This is a genomic window from Bacillus sp. BC05(2025), assembly GCF_056725905.1.
Window position 1 is genome coordinate 823,302 of record NZ_JBWYRA010000001.1, and the last position, 25,209, is coordinate 848,510.

Consider the following 25,209-nt stretch of genomic DNA (forward strand, 5'->3'; position numbering starts at 1 on the left):
AATATAAACCCACTATTTCTTGTCCAAGACGCTTCAGTTTACCTAAAAAGGCTTATAACATTACTAATTAAATCTAATCAGCATTCGGTACTATTTTACCCATTCTCTATTCATGTATCCTAGGTGTTTCATATTTACACAAATATGAGATGTAACTATTTCAATCATCAAGAAAGACAGGAACCATTAATAACTCATTATCTAACTTATTACATTTAAGCTTCTCTCCTTTGTCATTTAACAAAAGTGACAGAGGCATTAAAAATTTCAATGCCTTACAAAAGAAATACTAATGCAACAATTTCGCAAACTAAAAGAAGACGATGTAATCCCAAAACAGTGTATAATTAAATACCTCCTATGATGGAGTCCTCTTTGCTGTTTATAAAAAAGTATAATAAAAAGGCAAAACCGAACATATCCTTGTTCGGTTTTGCCTTTTTATTATTGCTTTAAATGATTTTTAACGGCCCTTATCACCAATTCATGATCTTCTTCTGGTGGTAATCCTGAAACTGTTATCATTCCAATGACCCCTACGTCTTTTATTTGGACAGGAAAACATCCACCAAACGCAGCATAATCAGACCTATCTAAAAGATACTTTTCATTATATGGAACGCCAGTGATTTCACTTTGTATTTGCATATAATACGAGCTATGATTATGCAGAGAAACAACTCTTTTTTTACGCTCAATCCATTGCGTATTTTCCTCAGTTGTCCCTGTCATCTTAAAATGAAATAGTTGCACACCATTTTTCGCTATATCAACAGCAATTAATTTCCCTTCCTTTTTCGCTGTTTCAACGATAAATAAACCTATTTGCAGTGCATCTTCATTTGTAAAAGAGGAAAATAGAAGTGTTTCCTCCTCTATTAAAATTTGTTTACTGATTTCATTCAAATTTGAAGTACTCATATCTTTATCCCCCTTACTCACTTTATGCCGCATTGATATTTTTAAAATCAATATATCTCATACCGTAAAGCGTATTCTTTTCTTCCTGGTGCTATTATGAATTATATTTAACGCACTAAAAATGTATGTCCTCTAATGCTAAACATTTCGTATAGAAGTTTTCTTCCGAATACTACTCGCAAACATAAAAAAACCAGTTGCTTAAGCAGCTGGTTCACTAACAGTTTCATATTGGATATTCACTTAACCAAAGGAATGCTTGTTCATAATCATCAAAAAACTTTACGGATTCTTTCGTATTGGACTGTTGTAAATAATTCAGTATTTCCCCTTCTTCAAGGAGAAAAGCAATTGCCTTACTATGATTCAAAATCGTTTCATTGAAAAACTTATCTTTCCATGCTTTTTGAACAGAAAAATGATCTGGTATGTATCCTTTTCTATCGACCAGCAATTTATACTTCCGCCCCTCGGAAATAAATTGCTGACAAACTTGCTCGAAACCATTAAACCATTCATACACATCATCTGTTTTAATTTTGCCGATAAGACGGGTAACAATTATATCTCCCAAAATCGTTGTACTAATATTCAGTTTACTCAACCTAAAATCATCTCCCTTAGCTACAATTATGCGGAAATATCCCATAAAATCAATAAGATTAAATTGTAACGCATTAAAAAGGGACAGACTCTTCAAACGGAGAAGCCTGTCCCAAAATAGTTCTATCTTGCATTAGAACTAACAATCGTGATTTAGAATAATGATTTAATGCTTGCTAAAACAGTAAGTATACCTACAATAATAACAAATACGTTACTCATTTTCCCTTTGTATTTAGCTAGTACTGGTACTTTTTGAATCGCATACATCGGTAATAGACATAAGATAGCAGCAACTAATGGACCACTTAGAGAATCAATAAGTCCAAGAATACTTGGATTTGTATAAGCGACAAACCAGCATGATAATACAACAAAAGTAAGTACGATTGTCTTAATTGTTTTTTCTTCAATTACTTTTCCACGTGATTTACCGAACTTAATAATCATGTCACGCATTACTTCAAACGCTCCGATATAATGTCCAAGGAAAGATTTTGTAATAGCCACAAAAGCAATGATTGGAGCTGCAATCGTGATTACAGGTGAATTCAGTTCATTCGCAAGATATGAAAGAATTGATAAGTTTTGCTCTTTTGCCATTTTTAAATCCTCTGGAGTTAAGCTCAGTGCACTACTCCAGACGAAGAACATAACTACAACGAATGTCATAATATAACAAACTTTTTGTATTTGCGCACATTTAGCATCAGTAGCTTCTATTCCATACGTAGCTCTCTGTTTCACAACAAATGATGAAATCATAGGTGAATGATTAAATGAGAATACGATGATTGGTAGAATTAACAATATCGTTCCAAAATATCCTGTTCCTGTTGAAGCAGTAGAAACAGCTGAGAAGCTAAGCATTGACGTATTCCACTGTGGAATTAAAGATATTGCGATAAACAGTAAAGAAGCTATGAAAGGATACACTAGCATACTCATGATTTTCACAGTAATATCTTGACCAAAATTCAGTATAGCGATAAGACCAAGAACTAATACAAGTGATAAAATAGCTCTTGGAGGTTCTGGCATGTGCAATTGATGCACGATAAAACTACTTGCAGTATTTGTAAGTGCAACCGAATACATTAGTACGATTGTATAAATTGAAACGAAATATACGATGTTAAAAATGATACTCGCTTTATTTCCGAAATACTCTCTAATTGTACCTGTGATCCCCTCATCAGCAGAATTAGAAGCGTATATCATTTTAGCAAGTGCCCTATGTGAGTAATACATAACTGGATATGCAAGCAATGTAATTAGTAGTAATGATAATAAACCACCTGAACCTGCATTAATCGGTAAAAAGAGCACCCCTGCTCCAATTGCAGTTCCAAATAGGCTCAATGCCCATGTAGTATCCTGCTTATGCCACTTTTTCGGATCTGCATATTGCTCATTTTTTCGTGCGGTATTTTCAGCTTGAACTTCTATTTTCTTTGCAGTATTCCCGTTCATATAATAACTCCCCCTTTTTTCTATTCCTGTATCTCTCTTTATGGCTAACAAATACTTTCTTTTTTGAAAAATGAATTCCTTACAAGTTGCCCCACATTGCAAGTCCTTCATCAAACTGAATTCAAATTAAAACATTCGCTAGATAGCGTCCTAATATAATTGTTAGCGTTAACAAAAAAGTTTACTCGTACTATCCGCTCCTTATATAAAGACCGCTTAAGAGAACAATATAGAATAGATTTCATAAATACGTTGCAACATTTCTAATAACAGTGTATTACTTTAATGGTTTCTCTAAATTACTTGTAACAGTAATTTTAGTGAAACCGGCCTCTCTTCATTTATGAGGCATTTCTTTCTCAATTCTACACATCACTTTCATAGCTTCGGCAGCATTTATGGTATTGATTACACAAGCCACTGAAGCACTTTACATACATTTCGCCTCTAACCACACACCTTTCTTACTAGTAATCGCATTTTTTATATTTTCTCCAGAGATCATAAAATTTCTCTCGACGCCCTCATTATAACGTGTATATTTATAAAATTAATATTTTTATATTTTCAGAAATATTAATTGGATATAATTTTACATGGATAATATTTTACAGTTGGTATGTAACCCTTGTTCCTATCACTTATAACAGCTTTAATTAGCATAAAATACAGTAAAATATTGTTTGTTTAAGCTAGTTATTTTTAAAATACTTATATCCTCATTTACCAAAAAATTTTATTTTGATTTAAAAAAGATATTCTAGTAAATAATTAATGTGGTTAAAAAGAAATATTTCTTCAAATGCACAAGCTAATTCCCAGGATATATATTACAGATATTGCATTCACATACATTTTCAAATTGATGGTAATGAGAGAACCGGTAACATTTTGCTAAACGAAAACATAAAATAAGCTGCCCGTATACGGACAGCTTATTTATATCATTATCATTATTAGGAGTGAGCAAACAAATCACCTCAATGTCATCTTAACTTTAGTTTTTTCAACTCTTCTTTAGGGATAATTCTATGTTTGTAATGAATGGATTTTATTTTATTTCATTCCCTTCCATACGAAAAGTAATTGTGTCCTCTCCATAAGGCGGATTGTGTGCCCCTTCAAAAGTTTGAATTTGCACAGTTATATAGAAAATATAATAGTGTAATCTTTACAACCCCTCATTAACTAGCTCTTTTATCGAGTTTAATTTTGCAGAGAGCTCAATAAACCATTCTTCATCCCCTGTTAATAATGCAAGATCTATAAGATAAAGGATTTGCTCCTTATTTATTACCTTTGATTCAGGAAGTTTGTTAACGTGTTTACTAAAGAGTAAAATCGCTTCGTTTTTTGTATACTTATCATCGCGTTTCACAATGCTAACTGTAACTACACCTTCTACTTCATCAAGTGATACAATATAACCAACTATGAATTCACCCTCATTTGATATTCCACGAACCCAATCTCCCACTTTTAAAACATGATTATTATTTGACATCATACTTTTTCACCTTCTTATACATATTTTTTGTAGCAATAAAAAAGATATAAAAACTAACTTTAACTGTAACATTTTTATTTACAGTTATTTTTTAAGAACTCACGGCTACATAATAATTAAGCCGCTTAACGTTCTTGATTAATAAGGTCAACAACTTCTTTCATTGTATAATTCTTTAAATATTCACCTAGATGTTCTTCTGCACCTAAGAAAATAGCAAAAAGAACTTTCCGCATGTTCAAACCTACAATACACTGATCGTTTGATTCTGGACACTTCGGCTGCAGTGCCCCTTCAGAAGTTATTTGATACATATTCCAAAGATTAATTTCACTTAAATCACGGGCAAAAATAAAGCCTCCGCCAGTTCCCTCTTTTGATTGTATAAACTTATGTTTTTTTAACAAACTTAGCACTTTGCGAATGCGTACTGGATGAACACCTGCACTTTCGGAAATAGCATTACTTGTTGACATTCGATCTGGCTGTAAAGCTAAATAAGTTAAACTGTGTATGGCCAAGGTAAAGTCGCTGTTCATTGTTGTCCTCCTACGATAAAAAAATGATTCCTCTCTTCGTAACATACTGTAGCCATTAATATTACAGATAGGTTAGTCAAACGTTAAAATATATAGAAGCATGCTTAGCATGAAAAAATAAATCCCTTTATATTCTATCAGAACTCCCCTATATCTCCTAACTTCATGTAGCTTTTTAAGTTGCAAATCAATTTAAACAGTCCACTGTTTCTTAACTTGTTCTTCTGCCAATTGTTTAATTTTTGTCCAAATCGTATCTTTACTCACAATAACATTTGTTCGATAGTTTCTATCTTTATAATGAACTGTAACACATACTTCAATCACTTCTATTCCCTCCTTATCAAAATATTATTTATTAATTAGCCATTTTTTGCAATTCAACATTCAAAAACGTTCGAACGCTACGCGGTAAAAATTTGCGAATTTCTTCCTCATTAAAACCAACCTGCAATCTTTTTTCGTCCAGCATAATTGGACGACGTAACATTTGAGGATACTCAATTATTAATTTATAAAACTCATTAAGCGAAAGCGCCTCAATATTTATATTTAATTCCTGAAAAGTTTTAGATCTCGTTGAAATAATTTCAGTAGCACCATCTTCAGTTAAACGAAGAATGGATTTAAGTTCATCGACTGTAAGCGAATTTGATACGATATTTTTTTCGGTATAATCAATTTGATGTTCTTCAAGCCACGCTTTTGCTTTTCGGCATGAACTACAGCTTGCTGTCGTATATAGAATCACCATATTTTACACACTCCTTTATTTTTTTAAAATTATTATATAGATTATTGAAATGTATTTAAAAAAATTACAGTTTAGAATAAAATACACGTTATATTATTTATTGGAGAATATTTAATTTATCTGTTTTTTTACAAACAATAGAAACTCACTTCTAAAAACTATACTGTAATTTTAAACTTTACAGTTCAATTAATCAACTGTTAAGTCTTGGGTGCATTCCATTAGCGAGCAAATCATATTCCACTTTATTCATTTCTCCCCTATATGTTTAGCATAATAAAAGCTACCGCAATGAACACAGCAACATTGTAGGAGGAAATACACGAGCAAAAAAAGCAAAGCGCGCACACTTTGCTTCTTACAAAATCCCTTTTAACTTTTTACCAATTAACTCCGCTACATACTCATAACCTTGTCGGCCAAAATGTAAACCGTCTTTTTCATCATCTTCTACTAATCTTTTATAATGAGGCTCTTGAATCATTTCAGCATATAAATTTAGAAAATAACTTCCTGTTTCCTTCGCCACTTCCTCTACTACGTCTGCATACTGACCAAGTACTTTATTGGTTCTATTATGTTGACGTTCTTCATCAACTGGCGCAGGACTAATAAGTAATATTTTTTCTGGTGAAATCATACTTACAATCTTCTCTAAATTGTCTTTGTATACTTGTAATGGTACTGGATCAAATAATACCGAATCATTCGTACCAAGAAAAACTGTTACAAAGTCTGGTTTATGTGATAGTACATCCTCTTCAATCCTATGTAACGCATCGAACGTATTATCACCCGGAACCCCCGCATTTACCACCTTCCAATTTGGAAACATCTCTTTTAGACGTGGTGTTAACCTCGGTGTTCCATCAAAAAACGTTTCATCAGCTGTAATACTATCACCGAAGCATACTAATGTTTTCATAGAGCTAATTCTCCTTTTACGTATGAAATAACTTTCCTTCTACCGCCTTAATATATCTTTCCGCAGAACGTTCCACTGCCTCATTTGCATTCTCTTTCACTACTCGGTGAAAAGCATTATATAAACGATTAAATTGTAACGGCTTCACTCGATTCGCCATTTCCTCCACTTTTCTTGCGGGTAATGGAATTAAATTTGGATAGCTATACATGAAACTCACCCACTGCCTATCTGCTACGACTTGAATAATATCACCTGTTAATAAAATACCTTTTCCATCATTTCCTTCTTTCCAATGTAATACAGAACCGCCTCTAAAATGTCCTCCGAGACGATGAATAGTAATTCTGTCCGCTAATTGTAAAGACTCACCAGACCAATAAATAATACGGCTACTCGGGCGTACTACCCACTCTTTATCGTCTTCATGTATATAAATTGGTACATCAAACGTTTCTGCCCATTCTACTTGCGTTGAATAGTAATGAGGATGAGATAGTGCTATCGCATCTAACCCGCCCAACTCCTTTATCTTCTCAATTGTCGTTTCATCTAAATACGTAATACAATCCCATAGTAATCGATACGTTTCCGTTTTTACTACATATCCCGTTTGACCAATTGCAAATGTCGGTTTTGTTGTAATACTATAAAGCCCATTTTCTTCTTCTATCATTTCATTTTTATATGTACCACTCGATTGCAAGGTTTCTAAAGTCGTCCAAGACTGCCCTTTCGGATTCACATATTGTCTCTCCTCATCACAAATAACACAACTTACCGGTTCTTCCACACTCGCTGCATACTGTACGCCACACGTTGTACAAACAAAATTTCTCATCATAATTCCCCCTACCCCTATATTTTTATGAAACTGATTTTTGTTGATACTGCTCTACTTTTTTATTTTCAATTAATAAACCAATTAGAGTGAGTAAGTAGACAACTGTAACTGACAATGGAATGACAGTAAATCCATTGTCTGCAAAAAGAATCCCGCAAACTGATGTTACGAATACAGTCCCTACTGCCAATAAACCATAACTTGTACTTTCATAAATCCATACGTACGGTATAAAATGAACGCCTATTAACATCGCTACTACAAAAGGTAACCATTCTGGAAATTGAAAATAGGCAAGTAATACAAACGGAATATTTAATACATTTATCCCGCCAATTAATCCAGCTAAAACCCCTAACGGATTTCCTTTCGCAAACATATCAATTTTCAATATAGCAGCTATCGCTAAGCCGAAAGGAAAGACGCATCCCATACCGATTAAATATACCCACACTACTTGTTTTTCTGAAAGAAGGACACCAGTTACACTCGCTACAATCCAAAATAAAATACCAGCTATTATAACTGGAAATCCTCTTTTCGTTCTTTGTGCTAAATCTTGTTTTGCTTCTGCTATGTTCATTTCACTATCTCCCCCCAAACTATTTATACTATAAAGCCGGCTTAATTTCGCCCATCCAATAACGCCAAGCTATTAAATAATCTTCTAAATCTTTCGGGTGGTGTCTTAAACATGTGTCTATACGCAAATATAATCCTATGACTATTTCCTCGTATAAATCTCTATCTTTTTTAAGAAATACACATTCTTTCATCGCATAATCAATCGTTTCTTTCGTTAAATTTTCCGTAGTTGAACAGAACGCGTAAATTAAGTCATATAAAGGATCTCCGAGGACTGGTAACGGATCAATTACTCCATGTAACCTATTTTCTCGAAATATAAAATTATGAAATCCGAAATCACCATGTAATAAAAATGGCTGATTTACTCCGGCATCCCTATTTGCCAGTTTAAGAACAATTCTATACTCTTCCTCACTTATGTAACGTTTTACATTTTCATAAGCTTCCATCACATTTGTCGTTAAAAATTCATTCCAAGATTGAACCGGACTTTCTTTCCATCCCCAGCCATCTGCCTCTGGGACAATTTTATACTGATTAATAACTTCTTTTACAAGTGTACGAAGCGTACTTCGTTTATATCCTTGTTCGCACGAAGTATTACCTTCAAGGAAATAATATACGAAATATGTATGGAAAGGTTCCTTATACAAAAGCTTTGAAAATAAAGTATTCCCCCCATAAAACGAGAGAAAATTAGCTTCTTCACGTATTACGTCCGGTTCATTCAGCTTTACTACATATTTTTCATCCAACAAATACACAGTACTTGTCGTTCCCCCGTTCAACACTTTTACGCTATTTGGATCATGTGAAATCACTTTCTCCTTAACGAGTTGTGCAGCAATTATTGAAATGTCCATTTCCTCACCCTTCAATTCCGAAGATTCCCTCAACTTGAAAGACAACTTTACTATTATTTGACAAACAAATAGGAAACTCCTTCCAAAATCTTAATATAACAAAAATTCATTTACTTTTATATTTCAAAAATAAGGAAATAATAACAACAACGCTACATACATATAGGAGGTCATTATGAAACTTGAATTTTTAAAAGCGGTACATGATGCTATTGGAAATGTCGAACACATTCATATAGAAGAAAGTGGTGCGGACAGCTTACTTATCCATCATGATGATGCACAGCAGTTACAACAAGTCGCTAAAACGTTAGAAAACAACAATTTCCGCTCTGCTTTACGAACAACTGGAGATGCTTCGTATATTGAAGTATTAAACAGATAATGAAAGTCCGGATGTATGCCGGGCTTTCTTTTTTATATTAAAACTTCAAACTCTTTCACATACACCGCTGTCCCCGCAATATCTATTTGTAACTTCTCATTTTCTACATCTTTCGTTACATAAACCGTTACACGACCATCTTTATGTATTTCCTGTCCTTGTTCAACAATTAACTCCATTTCATGGTCAAAATCTTTTTCCAAATACATCGCATAATACGCCCCCATTACACCTGAAGCTGTTCCTGTCACTGGATCTTCTATCGTTCCAGCATAAGCCGATGAGAAATGACGTCCATGCATTTGTGCTAGTTCATCATAAGTTTCTAGACAAATTGGGTGAATAGAAGCGTTAGGTATTTCTTTTAATACTGATGGAAATGCAGCATTATTAGATTTCATTCTCTCACACGCATCTAGATTTTTAATCGGTACAATTACAGTCCAGTTCCCCGTACTTCCATATACAATCGGTAAACTTACATCTAAATCATTTACTTCTAAACCGATACTATGAGCTAATTCTTCTTTTGAACCTGTAAATTCTTTAAACTGAGGAGCTGCCTGCCTCATTTTAATAAAGGTTTCTCCATTTTCATTTACACCTATTTGTATCGGTAAAATCCCAGCCTTCGTTTCAATCGTAAGGTTACTTTTCTCTTCTAATAAACCTTTTTCGCGCAAGGCATATAGCGTCCCTACTGTCCCATGACCACATAAATCCATTTCAAAACCAGGTGTAAAGTAGCGCATTCTTATATCTCCTACTTCTGAGGAAAGAACAAAAGTTGTTTCGTTATATCCAACTTTTTCAGCAATAATTTGCATTTCCTCTTCCGTTAATCCATCTGCCTCTAATACAATACCTGCTGGATTCCCCATATTCGGTTTATTCGTAAATGCGTCATAATGAAATACGTTTATAGTCTTCATTTTCTTTTCTCCTAACCTTCTTTAAAAATTTTATAATAAAGCTCTATCTCCGTTTTCAACGAACAATTATTTCTCCAAAATATTCTCTGCATCTTTTCATTTGAAGTATGTGTGCTTCCGATGTAATAAGTAGCCCCTATTTCCTTTAACATATGTAAAGATTGAAGATGCAGCCGGGAAGCAATTCCTTTCCCACGATAATAAGGCATTACCCCAAAATAAAATAATCGTCCTTCACTTTCTGTTCCAGTTTCTATATGCGGTATGGACATACCAATCGGCTCATTTTTATCATAAAAAACAATACATGACTTTTCCCAACCCTTACCTAACTCTGTTTGTACAGAATAAAAATGTTCATCGATAGTTAAAATTGAAGTTTGATTCCCTGAACCCGACATACATTGTTCCCAAATATATTTAAAATCTTTTTCCGATAACGTTCCTTCTGCTATTGATCGATATGTATATTTTCTTTCAAGCTCTTCTACATTGTTCAATTCTCTACATACTTCTATCTTTGCGGCATACAAAGAAAAACCGCCATCAAGTAACACTTTTGCGCTTGAGTTATGACTACTAAACCTTTTGTTTAATACAATACTCGCTCTTTTTAACTCCCAATTAAAACAAACCTCTTCAAATCTACTTATCTTTTCTTTATATGTTTGTACGTTATACAAAACGTCTTCTTCGATTTCTTCAATCGTTACTGCATTTGGTAAGCCATTTAATACTTTTTTAGAAGGGCCAAACAGATTCTGAATGATCGCAAGATCGTATATCACCATTTTAATTCACCTACACCTGGCTCAATAAACTTGCCTGAAACATGCTCGTTTGAATCTATTACCCAATCATATATATTTTTTGCTCCTTCAGCGGGAGTCATATTCGCATCAAAAGCACCAATGTCAGTCTTTAATTTTCCAGGGTGAATAGCAGTTACATGAATTCCTTTATCCTCAAACTCTTGTTGTAAACAGAGCGTTAACATATTTTGCGCAGCTTTAGCAATTCGATATGAATATGAGAACTGACCTTCTGGAAACTCTTTGTTCGCCATTTTATGCAATGAACCTAATCGAGAAGACACATTTATGATTCTCGGATAATCCGATTTAGCTAAAGACACATATGTACCTTTTACAGCTCGAATTACACCTAAGCAATGAATATTAAATAAGTCCGTTAACTCTTCTGAATTTGTATGTAAAACCTCAGTCTCCTTTCCAGTAATTCCTGCGTTATTGATAACTAGATCTATATACTCTGTATATTCCTCAAGCTGGTTTTTCATTTGCTCCGTACTCTCATCAATCGATAAGTCTGCCAATATAGGAAAACATCTGCAACTAAACATTTTCTTCAATTGTGTTAACGCAACCTCAGTTCTAACTAACGGATAAACAATATGTCCATTTTCATGAAACACTTTTACTAACTGTAACCCTAATCCGCGATTTCCACCTGTAATAACCACTCTCATATATCTGTCTCCTTATTTTTAAAATAAATAAGAAAATCCATCCACTTACCATTCTCTAATGAAAACGCTTCTCTCTTGCATTCAAAAGAAAAACCCGCTCTTTCCGCAAGACGAACGGATGGTTCATTATCAACATGTATATGTAACTCGATTCTATGAAAATGAAGACGATTAAAAAATAACGGTAACGCGGCTTTTACACTTTCTATCCCATATCCATTTTTCCAATATTGATTATGAATAGAGTAGCCCATCATTGCCCACTGATAGTCCATACGTAAAATTTTTATAAGCTCTAACTTACCAATATTAGCTCCGTCTTCTTTACGAAAAATACCTAATACGTACATCTCATCTCGATGTGCTGCTTCATCAAAGCCTCTTATCCATTCCGTGAACCATTCTTTTGTTGATGATGCCATAACTTGATAACCATCGTCATATTTATACTGAGATGGTAACCTCTTATTAAATCCATCTAACCAACTTTCATAATCATCTTTTTGAAACGGACGGATCATAAGTCTCTCTGTCTCTATTTGTAATAGCGGCAGCTTCATTTATATCTCTTCCCTTGATTAATATTTGAATATTCTTTATTATCTTACACAAAATACAAAATCTAGTAAATTATTATGTTTTTGATAAACAAGGGCCTGTTAAACTACAATATTAATTTTTGAGAAATACAAAAAGGAAACCCTGTTCTGAAGGGTTTCCTTTTGTCATCACACTACCAGACTTATCTGTGATTTAAAACGTTGTATTCTGTCTTTAATATTCCATACACATCAACATCTTCATATGTATTTAATAAAAGTCTATTTTGTCTCAACGTGCCTTCTTTACGTAAGCCCGACTTCTCTAACACCTTAATCGATGATCGGTTTCTAGAAATGGCAGATGCCCAAATTCTATTTAAACCTAATTCAATAAAACCAAAATGAATCATTCTATTTACAGCTTCGGTTGCAAAACCCTTTCCCCAATAATTCTTACCAATCCAATAACCAAGTTCACCTCTATTGTTACCCTTGTCAATTCTTAGTGTAATTGTACCTACAATTTCTCTTGATTCTTTAGAGACAATTCCTAAAGGATATTCGATTCCTTTCCTTATAAGTTCTGGTTGCATATCAACCCAATCTTGCGCGAACTCCAATTTATATGGATGTGGGAGCCCAAGAATATTGGCTAATTCCTTGTCATTAGCCAATTCTTTAATTCTACATACATCATCATTGGTAAAAGGTTGTATACATAAATGCTCAGTTTCTAATTTTATAGCCATATTTTCTCCCCCTTGTACTGAAATGAATGAAATTCCTTTATTTTCAATATTACACCAAAAAATCCAGTCATGCTCACTGCATAACTGGATTCCTCATCATCTAATCGCTTTTTATTTTACAAGTACACCTTCTCTTAATTCCCTCTTCAACACTTTCCCTAACGCATTTTTCGGTAATTCTTCCATAAATACAACTTCTGGTATTTTATAACTTGCTAGTTTTTCTTTACAATGTTGTATAATTTCTTCTTCTGTTAAGGACGTTTGCATATCTTTTACAATATACGCTGTCGGAACCTCACCCCAAAAGTCATCCGGAACCCCAACTACTGCAACTTCTAAAACACCATGTATTTCATGAATGACATCTTCTACTTGATCTGGATATACGTTGTCACCACCGCGTATGATAACGTCTTTATATCTTCCCATAATATGCAGGAATCCGTCATCATCTATCATGCCAGCATCGCCCATGTTAAACCAATTATCTTTTACTACCTTCTTCGTCGCCTTTTCATTATTCCAATATCCTTTAAACATGTATGGACTTCTTACATGAATCTCTCCGACTTCATTTGTTGTTAGTTCATCACCTGTTTCTGGATGAACAATTTTCACCTCTACATTTTTCAATGTTTTTCCTACAGAAGACATCTTTTCTTTTCCCATCATTGGATGCCATGATGTTACGACCCACCCTTCTGTACTACCATAGCCTTGCACCATATAGATTCCTTTTTCCATATATTTTTGGATGAGTGTTTCTGGCACTTTTGTTCCACCGCTTTGTGCTACTTTAAAAGTAGAGATGTTACGTTCTTTTTTATTTAGTTCATCCAGCATGTAGCTATAAACAGCCGGGAATGCAAGCATCGTCGTAATTTTCTCTTCTTCAATCTTATCCCAAATGAGAGTAGGATTCGAATCAGCTAAGAAAATCATCGTAACGCCATGATAAATACAATTTAAAATAGAAAGCACGCCACTCATATGGAACAATGGATGCACGGATAAAAAGCGTTCTCCTGCTGGAATTTCTCTTTGTCCTGCAATCTCAGCAAAATAATGATGTAAGTTTTTATGTCCAATGACACATGCCTTCGCCTGTCCAGTCGTTCCTGAAGTAAACAAGTAAATCGCATCATCATCTTCATGAACCTCTACATTGGGCTCTGTACTTGGCTGTTCTTGTAATGTTAACTCAAATGAACCAAAGCCTTCTTTTGTCATTTGAATTACATAAGGAATTTCTTTAACAGCATCAATCTTTAAAGCTTCATGGAACTCTTCATCAATAACTAACACTTTTAATTTTGCTTCTTTTACAATCGTTTCTAATTCATACGCAGTAAGCTGATGATTTAGTGGAATACATACCGCTCCGATTTTTAAACTTGCCATCATAACGCTTGGAAACGGATGATTATTTTTGCATAGTATTCCAATACGATCTCCTCTTTGTACACCGCTTTGTAACAAATAGTGTGCAAGCTGATTTACTCGTTCATTGTACTGCTGAAACGAATACCTTTTCTCTCCCCCTACAAGCGCTTCCAAATTTGGTGATTGCATTGCTCTTTTTTGTAATAATTTTTGCATCGTTCTCAAGTAAAACTCCCCTTTATATATGTTAGGTTTTTATTTTACCAGATTAACTATTAATTTACTAAAGATTACACTTAGTGAATATAATAAGAATATAAAATAGCCATTTACTTCATAAGTAAATGGCTATTTTTCATTATATATTAGAATACTTCTTGTTCATCACATATTGCACATACTCAGGTGCACTTTTATTAATCTCTTCATCACTTAGTTTATATTCGGCACCATATAAATAAAATGAAGGTATAAATTCCATACCTGTATATAGACATGTAGCTTGGAATGGTTTCGTCAACTCATCCATCGTAATTCCGCTATTTTCATAATCTTTTTCTAATCCACCTATAGAAATAGCTACACCAAACTCTTTTCCCTTCACTTTATCCCCTTTTGATCCGTACGCAAATCCATATGTCAATACATCATCAAACCATTTTTTTAATAATGGCGGTGAACTGTACCAGTAAAGCGGAAATTGGAATATATATCTGTCATGTTCTACTAATAACTTTTGCTCTTCTTCAATATTAAACTCCCAGTTTGGTGCCACTTTATATAATTCATGCACCGTAATTTCATCTGAATGTTTCTCAAGTTCTTCTATCCATCTTTTATTAATTTTTGATTTTTCAATATGAGGGTGTGCTACAATTACAAGTGTTCTCATCATTTTCCATCCCCTTTATAAATGAATCAATCCTTTACATATTAGTATGAATGCATTACATATAATTGAAAAGTACGTACTTTCAGGTGCTATAGGAACCTTGAGGTACCTTTGGAGGTGTTATATGAATCAAAATGATAACTGCCCAATTGCAACAACACTCGATGTAATCGGCGGAAAATGGAAAGTTTATATTTTATGTGTTTTGATGGATGGAAAAATGCGAACAAATGAAATTAAACGAGAAATTCCAAACCTTACACAAAAAGTACTTACACAACAACTTCGGCAACTTGAAGCAGATGGGATTATCCATCGTACTGTATATCAAGAAGTACCACCAAAGGTTGAGTACACACTAAGTGAGCACGGAAAATCTTTAATGAAAATTATGAATGAACTATTTGAATGGGGAAAAGGTCATCAGATCAAAAGATTACATGACTAAAAAGGCACCATATACTTTATTTAATCCTCTATGTTTATATTTTGTATTTTTATAAATTTTATTTTTATCGTTTTTGGGCTAACTTGTTTTCTTAGATTGATGGACGTGACCCCACATCCATCAATCTAAAAAGATATAATTAGAAAAATGAGATTTCTATACAATTTCGCATATAAACACTACTTCCGCCTCATTAAACACTTGCCCGACTTTTTCTAATCTCAATTGTACGTAAACTATAAAGGAGCACCCCTAAACCGAGAATTTTTTCATTATTAGACGCATTAGAACCTAAGGTAATAGTAGGTACATTTAACCCCATAAACCTTTCACTCCATTCTATAGGCATATATCCCTGCTTACCAATTGCTAATGTACGTCCATCTATTGTACGGAGAGTACTTTGAATAAAATCAAACTCAACTTCTACATCTGACAATTTTGTGGCTTTATCTGTCATCAAAGTACCACGTATCATAGTAAATCCTTGTATCATTTTTTCTTTAAACATACCAATTTGGTTATAATTGGAGTCATAAATTACCCAATCATATCCGTCCACTTCAGTATGAAAATAAGCTAGAATTTCCCCGTTACTCGTTTCTAATCCGTAAACATCTTTATTATGTAAAAAGGGTATTACTGAAAAAAGAATATTTGATGAAACCATCTTTGTTCCTGCTATATACTTACCATCAGGATGATATAAACCAAATTGCTTGTTTCGTTTTGGTAATTCTAATACAACCAAAGTATCAACATCCCAAAATGTTGCATTACTTTTTATCATATTCTTTTGTATCAACTTTCCTTTTCTTAACTGCCAAAATCCAATTCCAAAAAAGATAGAAGCAGCGATAACAAAAAAGATAAACTGCCCCCAATTAATATGTCCCCAATCTTCATATACAGTGCATAAAGCAAGAATAAAAATACCCGTCCCAATTAACAGTTTCATCTTTCCTTTTCGCTTATAGTAATCAAATAATTCCATTTCTATATCTTCACCCCTTATTTGTGGTTCCTAACTATTAATATATCAAAAACATATAATGCCCTCTATTCAAAAGTATGAGTTTCACTGCCTAGGTAATTTGTTACTCTTCATAATTATTAACTTAATAAATTTTATTTCTGTCAATTGAGTTTCCATAAACTTTGTAGATAAAGAACAGATAACTTAGTGAAAATGAAAGCCTTTTACCAACAAACTAATATGAAATGTTATAATATATAAATGTTATAATATATATAAAAAATTAATTTTCAAAAAATTACATAAAGTGATGTTTAAGATTAATAGTATGTTGGAAATTCCAAATAATTATAACGTTACCAGTTCAAATATTAATAGAGGTGAAATTATTGAAGAATCAATATATAGAAACACTTGTTGAAATCATGTTAAAGCATATACCCAATGCAGCCAACAAATCAATGTTATTTGCATTTTACAATGGGGTTGTCACGACGTATAGTTACTTTCATTATGAATCTATGAAGGTATTTGAACATGGCTCAGAAGGACTTCCATCTAATGAAATTATGGACAATATTCAAAGAGTACGCCATACTGGGGAATCCAACTGGACTGCCTTTGTTTTAACCGTTAAAAGAAATGGTTTATATGAAGTTGATTATTATGACGATTTAAACCCTACTTTAGAGTCCGGTTCTGCACTACTTTTGCTTGCATACAACCATTATCATATTGAACCAACCTCTGATTTTAGTAAATCACAACTAAAAAGCGCTATTAAAGCAGAGAGCTTTAAGAAAACGTTAAACTACGCGTGTATGAGGAATGACATAGAAACAGTTAAAAAAAAGTTAATAAACATTAAATTGTCTACATTAAATAAAAAAGGACCTGATAGAAAAACGCCCCTTCACATTGCTTGTTTAAATGAAAATATTGAGATAGTTACATTACTAGTTGAAGCAGGAGCAGATTTGAAGATTAAATATCATGGAGAAACACCTTTTGCCCTAGCATGCAGAAAAGGTAATGTAGAAATTATTAAATACTTAATTTCTCAAGGTGAAAATGCAAATGAAATCATGGTCGGAAAAGTCACTCCTCTTCATTTAATTAGTAGTTCTGGCAATCAAGAAATTGTTCATTATATTTTAGAACGTATTACCAATATAAATGCGGTGACAAACAGAAAACGTTCAGCTCTCCACTACGCAGTGGAGGATAACAATCTTGAAGCAGCAAAGGTTTTAATAGACAACGGTATTGATATGGAATTACTAGAAGAATACAAAAGGAGTGCATTAAGTCTTGCTTGCGACCGCAATAAACCAGAGATGGCAGGGCTGTTGTTAGAAAATGGAGCTAACATTCATAGTACAGGACAAGGAAAAGTTACACCGTTACATAGTGCATGTGAACGAGGCTTTATTGAAGTAGTTCGAGTGTTACTACAACATCAACCGAACTTGCATGCGAAAGCAACATTATACAGTATGCCAAGGAATGAAAATTTAAAAGAGACCCCCATCGAAACAGCTAAACGCCTTGGATACGATGAGATCGTCGGCCTTTTGAGCTCAAACTCCTGAGAAAGAATAAAAGCAAAATCAATATTTTTTTATTTTAGAGATAATACCATATCACCATCAAGCTAATAAAAAGATACTCCTTAAAAATAAAAAACGCTATTCTCTCTGTAAAATCATAGAAAAGAATAGCATTTTTTATTTTGAAATAGAAGTCAGCATTTAAACTAAACATGCTAATATTGATTTTGTGCGATTGTCAGTTACCTCATAATAAATTTCTAATCCTTTTCGAGTACCTGTAACCATTTTAGCAGCTTTTAATTTAGATAAATGTTGACTAATTGTACTTTGAGGCATTTGTAAATCCCCGTACATTGTTGTTACATTAGTTGGACCTTTTGCAAGCATTATTTTTACTAAGGATAAACGAACAGGATGCGCCAATACCTTTAGTACTTCAGAGATTTCTTCAAACATTTCTTTTTGTTCTTTCATCTTATTGCTCCCCTTTTATTTACATATTTATGTTATCCATATATATAATTCGAAGGTATATACGATTTTATGTCCGTCATTTTAAAAAAATATAAAAAAACTTTTTCTCGAAACTAAAGGAGCATCTTTACATAATGTCTCACTATTAGAACTCTTATAGATACAGATGTATGTACTCTACACTCAGCTCACTAAAATCAATAAAAAAGAGAGCAGATAACCTGCTCTCTTAAGATGCCTCCTTATGTTCCGTAGAATGTTCTACACTTCCCACTCTCTTTAGCTTATTCCAACCTACCGCTATTCCTCGAATCGATGAGAATATAGACTTAACAACAACATAAGTCATAAATTGACGATAAATAAAGCGTTGTAAAATTAACCATACTAATGGTTTCGGATTCTCTTCCTCTAATTTAAATGCAAATAGAGATGCGAGAAGATCCATTAAAAAGAATACAAAATAAAATCCTAAAACTTTTAGCGGATCACTACTAAATAACCCTATAATCATTAATATATCTGCAAAAGGAGCAATGAATTGCAGAACATATTGGAATAACCACATGTTAGGCAATGCAATAAACCCTAACGTTTTTTGTTTTGTATGAAACAATGCTTTTCGATGTTTCCAAAGACATTGGAGTGTACCATATGACCAACGATATCGCTGTTTAATGAGACTTTTCACATCTTCAGGTGACTCCGTAAAAGCATACGCTTTTTCTTCATATACAATTCTATGTCCTTGACGTAAAAATGTAATAGTAAGATCTGTATCTTCTGCTAATGTATCTTCGCTTAAATATCCAGATTCAACTACATCCTTCTTACGCCACGCCCCAATAGCCCCTGGAACTACTGTAATACAATTTAACTCATCAAAAGCTCTACGTTCTAAATTAAATCCTGTTATATATTCAACATGTTGCCAAGTAGTTAACAAGTTTCGTCTATTCCCCACTTGGACATTACCTGAAACTGCTGCTACATTTTGATCTTCAAAGTGTCTAACCATGAGAGAAATGGCATCTTGCGCAATAATAGTATCCGCATCTAAAGTGACAATGATCTCTCCTCGCGATTGTTGAAACCCTAAGTTCATTGCCGATGATTTCCCGCCGTTTTCTTTCTGAATGAAACGAACTTTAGGGTGTTTATAAAATGTTTCTTTCATTACTTTTGACGTACCATCTGTCGATCCGTCATCCACAACAATAACTTCAAATTCTCCATACTTACTATCCAAAATTGAGCGAATTGTCTTAGCTATCACCTTTTCTTCATTATATGCTGCTATGACAACACTAACAAAAGGTTGGTAGGACGAATGAATAGTGCGAGATAGCGTTTTTCTTTTTTGCTTCCATGCAAAATAAATTAAGAATAAGAATCGAAAAATACCTAATCCAATAGCAATATAAAAAATAGTTGTTAACATATGTTTAAAGTATCCCGCCCCTAAAAAGACAGCTTTATTGTAAAGTAAATATTGCTCACCCTCAGAAGAAACGGGGGGCATAATTTCATCACGTTCTTTATTCATTAAATCTGAAATTGTTACAAAACTATATCCATGCTTTTTAAGCTCTTTAATAATGATCGGCAACGCCTCTACCGTATGGGTACGATTCCCTCCCGCATCGTGGAGAAGAATAATATTTCCCTCTCCCTTATAAACAGGATTAAGAGCACGCTTTACTAATTCATTTGTTGATGGTGTTGCCCAGTCCCCAGGATCCACTTTTTCTGCTACCATTGTATAGTTCATATTTTGTGCCCGTAAAATAGGCAATATTTCATTTGAGGAATCCGGGTTCGCATCCGCTTCGTATGGTGGCCTAAACAAAACTGTAGAATGCCCAGTTATTTCCTGGATCAGACGTTGCGTCGTATTAAGTTCTACTTTTGTTCGTAGTAAAGACGTATCAGCTACGTTAGGATGCTTGAAAGTATGATTACCAATTTCATGTCCCTCATCGTATATTCTTTTCACAATACTAGTATTTAGTTGCGCGTTTTCACCAAGGACAAAAAAAGCAGCTTTGATCTTATTCTCTTTTAATATATCTAAAATTTCTGGCGTATATTTCGGGTCTGGTCCATCATCAAATGTTAATACTACTTGTTTCCCTTTCGGTTTTCCATATCGTTGCACTTCGTATGCAGATGGTAAGATTTGATATACTTCATCTGTAAGGTACCCATCTTTTCCTACTTTAAAATCTCTCAATCCATTTTGCTTTTCATTCTCAATCTGTAAAATTTCACCTTGTCCAGAATAATTCATTTCATCTAAACTAGTGATTTTATGTAATACATCAGGATTTTTTTGTGCCTCAACCGGATTTTTTAAAACTTTCCATATTGTAGGATCTTCTGCTCCTAATCTCCATAACGCAAATCCCTTTGCATTGTTGTCCATTGCGATTTTCACTTGATTATAGAGAGTAACGCCATCTAAGAACCAAGCAGTATGTTCTTTCTCTCCTGTTTTATATCTAAAATAAGGATTTCCACTACTCTTATCCCATTGAATTTTCATATTTGAATTATGAGCCATTGCCATAACTTCTGAAAAAGTTAAAGACTTCGCAGGTTCTTTACTCTTTACTTTCCAATCATATCCATAGTTACCGAAAGCAACCACAAGTTTATTAGACGGAATATTCAGTTCTTTCAATGTGTGTTGAAACCATTTATTAGAAGCAATCGGCCCTGGTTCCCCCGCTCCATAGTGCTCATCGTACATCATTACAATCATTCGATCTATTACCTTTGCTAACGCACTATAATCAAAAGCCTTATCGTTAGCTGGAACATCTTGTGTAACGAGCAAATCATGTTTATGAAAGACCGTAGTAAGTTCTTTCATAAAATTTGTTACGTTTTCTCTATCACTTTCAGGTATCGCCTCAAAGTCAATATTAATACCCGCAAATCGATTCTTTTCAACTTGCTTTACTAAATCATTTATAAACTTTGTCTTTACATCATTTGAGGAATTCAGCAACTTATGAATTAGCCCACTATCAGGACCAGAAGCTTCCTCTGTATAGTTCGTAAGTAAAGGCATAATTTTCACTTGATTTTTTTCTGCTAACTTTACTATCTCAGGTTTTATCTCACTTCTAATCGTTAAATCTGCTTTTAGATGGTACCACTCTGGTACTAGCGTAGTTAATGAATCAATATTTTCTTTTAAAGAAGCGGTACTATTTTCATCCCAGTTTACATAAAAACCATACACTTCCTTAGGTTGTTTACTATCCTTCGGCGAATTCACCAAATTTTTATTATCCTTCGTTTCGGTATTTGGTTTAAAATCTTCCCTCTTTAACTGCTGATCACTAAGTTTTTGATTAATTGGTACAAGTTTATTATCTTGTTGTACAGCGTTATTCATATTTGGAATTTCTGGTGTTGAAAAAATACTTTGAAAGAAAAAATAAAATACAATACTTACGCTAACGATTGAGATACATAGAAACGAAATAAAAGCTATGTTTCTCCTTCCTTTCGGATCATAAAAAACAGGTTTTGCTTTATCTTTCTCTTGTTGAATATTTTTCTCCATTATATTTTTCACATACTCCTTCTTAATAGAACGATAGAATAGTAAAGTGCAACTTTAAGCAGCCCAACTCCCACCTAGCTTTTTTGTCCCAGCCAAATTTTGAGATGGGAGTTTTACTGCCCGCAATAGCGAGATAAATCCTTTTCGCTTTAAAATGAATCTCTCACTTCCATATTTCTATTGATTCTTCTTTTCATTCCCTTGCTGGTGGCCTCTATTCTCTTGTTGAGAACCCCTGCCATTGTTCCCTTGCTCGTTTCCACCATTTTCTTTCTGAGAACCTCTACCATTGTTCCCTTGCTCGTTTCCACCATTTTCTTTCTGAGAACCTCTACCATTGTTCCCTTGCTGATTCCCATTATTCCCTTGTTGAGATCCTCTACCATTATTCCCTTGCTGATTCCCATTATTTCCTTGTTGAGATTCTCTACCGTTGTTCCCTTGCTGATTCCCATTATTTCCTTGGGACCCTCTACCGTTGTTCCCTTGCTGATTCCCATTATTTCCTTGGGACCCTCTACCGTTGTTCCCTTGCTGATTCCCATTATTTCCTTGTTGAGATCCTCTACCGTTGTTCCCTTGCTGATTCCCTCTATTTTCTTGCTGAGATCCTCTACCATTGCTCCCTTGCTGATTCCCTCTATTTTCTTGCTGAGTTCCTCTACCATTATTTTCTTTTATTTGCTTCGATGGTTGTTCCTCTGTTTTCTTTTGTTCTTCATGCTCTGGCTTCTCATATTTTTTTTCTTTTACAGAAGACAAATCTGGTGCTGCACCAGAAGATGACTCCGGCTGCGATTGCACCTCTTCTTCCTTTTCCACCGGATTAGACGGCGTAGCAGGTGGAGTAAGCGATTTATTCTTCTCATTCTCTTGCTTTATATAGACACCTGTGCCAATTCCAGCTTTTCTAGCATTCTCTCGTACTTGCATCGTACTGCTTTGATATTCTACTGTAATATGCTTGATCTCATATTCTTTCTTTAATTCCTGCATAACCTGTTCCAACTGTGGTCTTAACGACTTGTCCTTTGCAACAGCTGTTAGCATAACTTGCTTATCATTCGTTAAATACTTATCCTCCTGACTCTGCTTTATAATTGTACGTATTACTTCTTGCAATTGTTCATTTTCCCACCGTTTCATTTCTTTTAAAATACGCCTTCCATCATCATTACAAGCTTGTAAATCTATAACGCGAAGATCCTTCGTTACGCTCACCTCTAAACTTGGATTTATATCAACTGAGACGTAAGCAAATACTTTTTCTTCCGGTTGGTTGTAGAAAAATAACAGCGCACATAGAAAACAAGCAACAAGTAATGATGCCGGCTTTAAGAAATAAGGGATTGAAAAACGCGATGCTTTTTGTTCTTGCTCATCAAATGAAATTTCCTCCCCAATCATGCAAGAATCCCCTTTTCTTTTACACGTAATAAACTCTCCATTCGGTGTTAATACAACTACACTATGCTTTTTTATATCCATCACAATTCCTTTATTCATCATGCTTCCCTCCCCTTATATAATCAAGAATGTATGTATAGTTGTTTGCGAATATAATACACATGGCAATGATATATTTTCTATGCCGCTCCAACGTTTTACGACTTACCCTAACACGCGGTTCAATATGTTTAAGCGGTAATTTTTTCTTTCGGAACAGCTCCTCCATCATTTCCTCTTCTTTTATAATCATCTTTACAATTTCTATTAAGTGCTCACGGGTGTCACGATGCTTAGGAGATTCTTTTGCAAGCTCTGAAAATGTGATTTTAAACTCAGCTAACACACTTTGAAAATGAAGAATTTCCTCCTTACGGTTACTATTATCCATCTCTTTCATATACTCCGTAAGCGACACTTGCATTTCTAACATTTCCTCTTGCTCATCTTCTTTTAAAAAGACACGATTATGCTTAGACTCCTTGCGTATATAGTCAATTACATCTCTTTTTATAAGAAGATCAGCAAACGCTAGAAAAGATTTTCCCTTTTTATATGAATACTGTTCAATTGCTTCGTTAAACGCAAACAATCCAATACTATATTCATCATCCTGTTCTGTAATATATCGGCGGCAGACAGACGAGATTGATTTTCTAATAAACGGCTGATACTGTACGATAAATGCTTCTTTATCTTCTTCGTTATTTTGTATGTTACATACGATATCTTCTATTTTCGGTTTTCTTAAGATTTTCATTACTAAACTTAACACTGGTAATCTCTCAGCCTCCTTCTGCTTTAAATAGAAAAATGGTCACTAAACAAGCGACCATTTAACCACATTTTGTTAGCACTTTTCTTTGGTCTTGTCTTCTTGCTGTTAGTTATATTTTTCGAGTCTAACTTTTCCCACCGTTTTCCTAATGATTTTCCTTTTCCCTCGGCACTAAAGTTAAGCTTATATTTTAATATACGTTCTTATGTTCTTCCGCTTGTTTTGCTTGCTCTTTTTCTATTTTATCTGCAATCCTTGCATAACTCTTCTTTATATAATTGGTAATTTCACCCTTTTATTTCGGATGCTCCACTTAATCTAGTAATTTTATTAATACTTCTATATTCTTTCATAGTCATTTTTCTTCTATTTCTTTTCTTCACTATACATATTCGGAGGAGTACAAAATTTTATGGGGGTCAAAAAATATTTTTTATAAAAAATACATATTTATTTCAAAAATAAAAACCATTGATTTGAAAAAAGGCTAATCAATGGTTTTCTTATCATATCTATTAAATTAAGTTGGGCTCTCATTATATATTAGAAAATCAGCTGTTCTCCC

Annotated in this window: 26 protein-coding genes and 1 pseudogene; 3 read left to right on the forward strand and 24 right to left on the reverse strand. The window is 33.9% G+C overall.

The annotated features are described in order from the left end of the window. Nucleotides 1–444: 444 nt before the first annotated feature. From ACZ76X_RS04325 to ACZ76X_RS04380, 12 genes and pseudogenes are all read right to left on the reverse strand, one after another. Nucleotides 445–954: a heme-degrading domain-containing protein gene (locus ACZ76X_RS04325; RefSeq protein ID WP_479849867.1), complete on the reverse strand. Its 510-nt coding sequence runs from the start codon at nucleotides 952–954 to the stop codon at nucleotides 445–447. A gap of 193 nt (nucleotides 955–1,147) precedes the next feature. Beyond that, the gene (locus ACZ76X_RS04330; protein WP_479849868.1) at nucleotides 1,148–1,570 is read right to left on the reverse strand and encodes a SpoIIAA family protein; all 423 of its coding nucleotides are present in this window, start codon (nucleotides 1,568–1,570) and stop codon (nucleotides 1,148–1,150) included. A gap of 107 nt (nucleotides 1,571–1,677) precedes the next feature. Next, nucleotides 1,678–2,997: an aromatic amino acid transport family protein gene (locus ACZ76X_RS04335; protein WP_098671070.1), complete on the reverse strand. Its 1,320-nt coding sequence runs from the start codon at nucleotides 2,995–2,997 to the stop codon at nucleotides 1,678–1,680. Between the two features lie 986 nt (nucleotides 2,998–3,983). Next, nucleotides 3,984–4,153 (reverse strand): annotated as a pseudogene (locus ACZ76X_RS04340) (DUF3888 domain-containing protein); the annotation flags it as partial. Between the two features lie 15 nt (nucleotides 4,154–4,168). Next, nucleotides 4,169–4,504: an IDEAL domain-containing protein gene (locus ACZ76X_RS04345; RefSeq protein ID WP_479849673.1), complete on the reverse strand. Its 336-nt coding sequence runs from the start codon at nucleotides 4,502–4,504 to the stop codon at nucleotides 4,169–4,171. Between the two features lie 125 nt (nucleotides 4,505–4,629). Beyond that, nucleotides 4,630–5,043, reverse strand: a complete 414-nt coding sequence (gene saiR, locus ACZ76X_RS04350) for an Rrf2-family transcriptional regulator SaiR (RefSeq protein ID WP_479849674.1) — start codon at nucleotides 5,041–5,043, stop codon at nucleotides 4,630–4,632. 192 nt (nucleotides 5,044–5,235) lie between these two features. Beyond that, on the reverse strand, nucleotides 5,236–5,370 hold the full coding sequence (locus ACZ76X_RS04355; protein WP_479849675.1) for a BA3454 family stress response protein: 135 nt from the start codon (nucleotides 5,368–5,370) through the stop codon (nucleotides 5,236–5,238). Nucleotides 5,371–5,401: 31 nt separating this feature from the next. Then, complete coding sequence (spxA, locus tag ACZ76X_RS04360; protein ID WP_479849676.1) at nucleotides 5,402–5,797, reverse strand: transcriptional regulator SpxA; 396 nt, start codon at nucleotides 5,795–5,797, stop codon at nucleotides 5,402–5,404. Nucleotides 5,798–6,155: 358 nt separating this feature from the next. Beyond that, on the reverse strand, nucleotides 6,156–6,722 hold the full coding sequence (locus tag ACZ76X_RS04365; protein WP_479849677.1) for an SGNH/GDSL hydrolase family protein: 567 nt from the start codon (nucleotides 6,720–6,722) through the stop codon (nucleotides 6,156–6,158). 16 nt (nucleotides 6,723–6,738) lie between these two features. Then, on the reverse strand, nucleotides 6,739–7,563 hold the full coding sequence (locus tag ACZ76X_RS04370) for an MBL fold metallo-hydrolase (RefSeq protein ID WP_479849678.1): 825 nt from the start codon (nucleotides 7,561–7,563) through the stop codon (nucleotides 6,739–6,741). A 25-nt stretch (nucleotides 7,564–7,588) separates the two neighbouring features. Further along, nucleotides 7,589–8,149, reverse strand: coding sequence for a DUF7010 family protein (locus tag ACZ76X_RS04375; RefSeq protein WP_479849679.1), 561 nt, complete (start codon nucleotides 8,147–8,149; stop codon nucleotides 7,589–7,591). A gap of 28 nt (nucleotides 8,150–8,177) precedes the next feature. After that, a complete protein-coding gene (locus ACZ76X_RS04380) occupies nucleotides 8,178–9,017 on the reverse strand; it encodes a phosphotransferase family protein (RefSeq protein WP_479849680.1) in 840 nt (279 codons plus the stop codon). A gap of 175 nt (nucleotides 9,018–9,192) precedes the next feature. On the opposite strand from ACZ76X_RS04380, the gene ACZ76X_RS04385 reads away from it, so the two are divergent. Next, entirely contained in the window at nucleotides 9,193–9,402 is a 210-nt protein-coding gene (locus ACZ76X_RS04385) for a hypothetical protein (RefSeq protein WP_479849681.1), read from the forward strand. 32 nt (nucleotides 9,403–9,434) lie between these two features. Here ACZ76X_RS04385 and ACZ76X_RS04390 read toward each other — a convergent pair whose 3' ends face one another. The 7 genes from ACZ76X_RS04390 to ACZ76X_RS04420 all read right to left on the reverse strand — a co-directional run bounded on the left by ACZ76X_RS04390 (nucleotide 9,435) and on the right by ACZ76X_RS04420 (nucleotide 15,392). Continuing rightward, a complete protein-coding gene (locus tag ACZ76X_RS04390; protein WP_479849682.1) occupies nucleotides 9,435–10,334 on the reverse strand; it encodes a PhzF family phenazine biosynthesis isomerase in 900 nt (299 codons plus the stop codon). Between the two features lie 11 nt (nucleotides 10,335–10,345). Continuing rightward, nucleotides 10,346–11,122 carry a GNAT family N-acetyltransferase gene (locus tag ACZ76X_RS04395; protein WP_479849869.1) on the reverse strand — a complete coding sequence of 259 codons (777 nt, stop codon included), beginning with the start codon at nucleotides 11,120–11,122 and terminating at the stop codon, nucleotides 10,346–10,348. Then, entirely contained in the window at nucleotides 11,119–11,823 is a 705-nt protein-coding gene (locus tag ACZ76X_RS04400) for an SDR family NAD(P)-dependent oxidoreductase (RefSeq protein WP_479849683.1), read from the reverse strand. The genes ACZ76X_RS04395 and ACZ76X_RS04400 overlap by 4 nt, the downstream gene beginning before the upstream one ends. Then, a complete protein-coding gene (locus tag ACZ76X_RS04405) occupies nucleotides 11,820–12,383 on the reverse strand; it encodes a GNAT family N-acetyltransferase (protein WP_071722856.1) in 564 nt (187 codons plus the stop codon). Before ACZ76X_RS04405 ends, ACZ76X_RS04400 begins: the two co-directional genes overlap by 4 nt. 182 nt (nucleotides 12,384–12,565) lie before the next feature. After that, nucleotides 12,566–13,114 (reverse strand): GNAT family N-acetyltransferase, encoded by a 549-nt coding sequence (locus ACZ76X_RS04410; RefSeq protein ID WP_479849684.1) that lies wholly within the window; start codon nucleotides 13,112–13,114, stop codon nucleotides 12,566–12,568. A 111-nt stretch (nucleotides 13,115–13,225) separates the two neighbouring features. Then, nucleotides 13,226–14,716: a class I adenylate-forming enzyme family protein gene (locus ACZ76X_RS04415; RefSeq protein ID WP_479849870.1), complete on the reverse strand. Its 1,491-nt coding sequence runs from the start codon at nucleotides 14,714–14,716 to the stop codon at nucleotides 13,226–13,228. Nucleotides 14,717–14,858: 142 nt separating this feature from the next. Beyond that, a complete protein-coding gene (locus ACZ76X_RS04420) occupies nucleotides 14,859–15,392 on the reverse strand; it encodes an NAD(P)H-dependent oxidoreductase (protein WP_033691915.1) in 534 nt (177 codons plus the stop codon). A 124-nt stretch (nucleotides 15,393–15,516) separates the two neighbouring features. Between ACZ76X_RS04420 and ACZ76X_RS04425 the strand changes: the two genes are divergently transcribed. Beyond that, nucleotides 15,517–15,840 (forward strand): winged helix-turn-helix transcriptional regulator, encoded by a 324-nt coding sequence (locus ACZ76X_RS04425; RefSeq protein WP_001072989.1) that lies wholly within the window; start codon nucleotides 15,517–15,519, stop codon nucleotides 15,838–15,840. A gap of 193 nt (nucleotides 15,841–16,033) precedes the next feature. On the opposite strand, the gene ACZ76X_RS04430 is transcribed toward ACZ76X_RS04425, so the two are convergent. Then, nucleotides 16,034–16,834, reverse strand: a complete 801-nt coding sequence (locus ACZ76X_RS04430) for an ABC transporter ATP-binding protein (RefSeq protein WP_479849685.1) — start codon at nucleotides 16,832–16,834, stop codon at nucleotides 16,034–16,036. Between the two features lie 371 nt (nucleotides 16,835–17,205). Here ACZ76X_RS04430 and ACZ76X_RS04435 point away from each other — a divergent pair, with 371 nt between their 5' ends. Next, a complete protein-coding gene (locus ACZ76X_RS04435; RefSeq protein ID WP_042514799.1) occupies nucleotides 17,206–18,408 on the forward strand; it encodes an ankyrin repeat domain-containing protein in 1,203 nt (400 codons plus the stop codon). A gap of 159 nt (nucleotides 18,409–18,567) precedes the next feature. Here ACZ76X_RS04435 and ACZ76X_RS04440 read toward each other — a convergent pair whose 3' ends face one another. The 4 genes from ACZ76X_RS04440 to sigI all read right to left on the reverse strand — a co-directional run bounded on the left by ACZ76X_RS04440 (nucleotide 18,568) and on the right by sigI (nucleotide 24,641). Next, nucleotides 18,568–18,843: an ArsR/SmtB family transcription factor gene (locus ACZ76X_RS04440; protein WP_000662958.1), complete on the reverse strand. Its 276-nt coding sequence runs from the start codon at nucleotides 18,841–18,843 to the stop codon at nucleotides 18,568–18,570. 229 nt (nucleotides 18,844–19,072) lie between these two features. Next, complete coding sequence (locus tag ACZ76X_RS04445) at nucleotides 19,073–22,420, reverse strand: trifunctional glycoside hydrolase family 18/polysaccharide deacetylase/glycosyltransferase family 2 protein (protein ID WP_479849871.1); 3,348 nt, start codon at nucleotides 22,418–22,420, stop codon at nucleotides 19,073–19,075. Nucleotides 22,421–22,597: 177 nt separating this feature from the next. Next, nucleotides 22,598–23,929, reverse strand: coding sequence for an anti-sigma factor domain-containing protein (locus ACZ76X_RS04450; RefSeq protein ID WP_479849686.1), 1,332 nt, complete (start codon nucleotides 23,927–23,929; stop codon nucleotides 22,598–22,600). Further along, the gene (gene sigI / locus ACZ76X_RS04455) at nucleotides 23,919–24,641 is read right to left on the reverse strand and encodes an RNA polymerase sigma factor SigI (RefSeq protein ID WP_000950302.1); all 723 of its coding nucleotides are present in this window, start codon (nucleotides 24,639–24,641) and stop codon (nucleotides 23,919–23,921) included. The genes ACZ76X_RS04450 and sigI overlap by 11 nt, the downstream gene beginning before the upstream one ends. Between the last annotated feature and the right edge of the window lie 568 nt (nucleotides 24,642–25,209).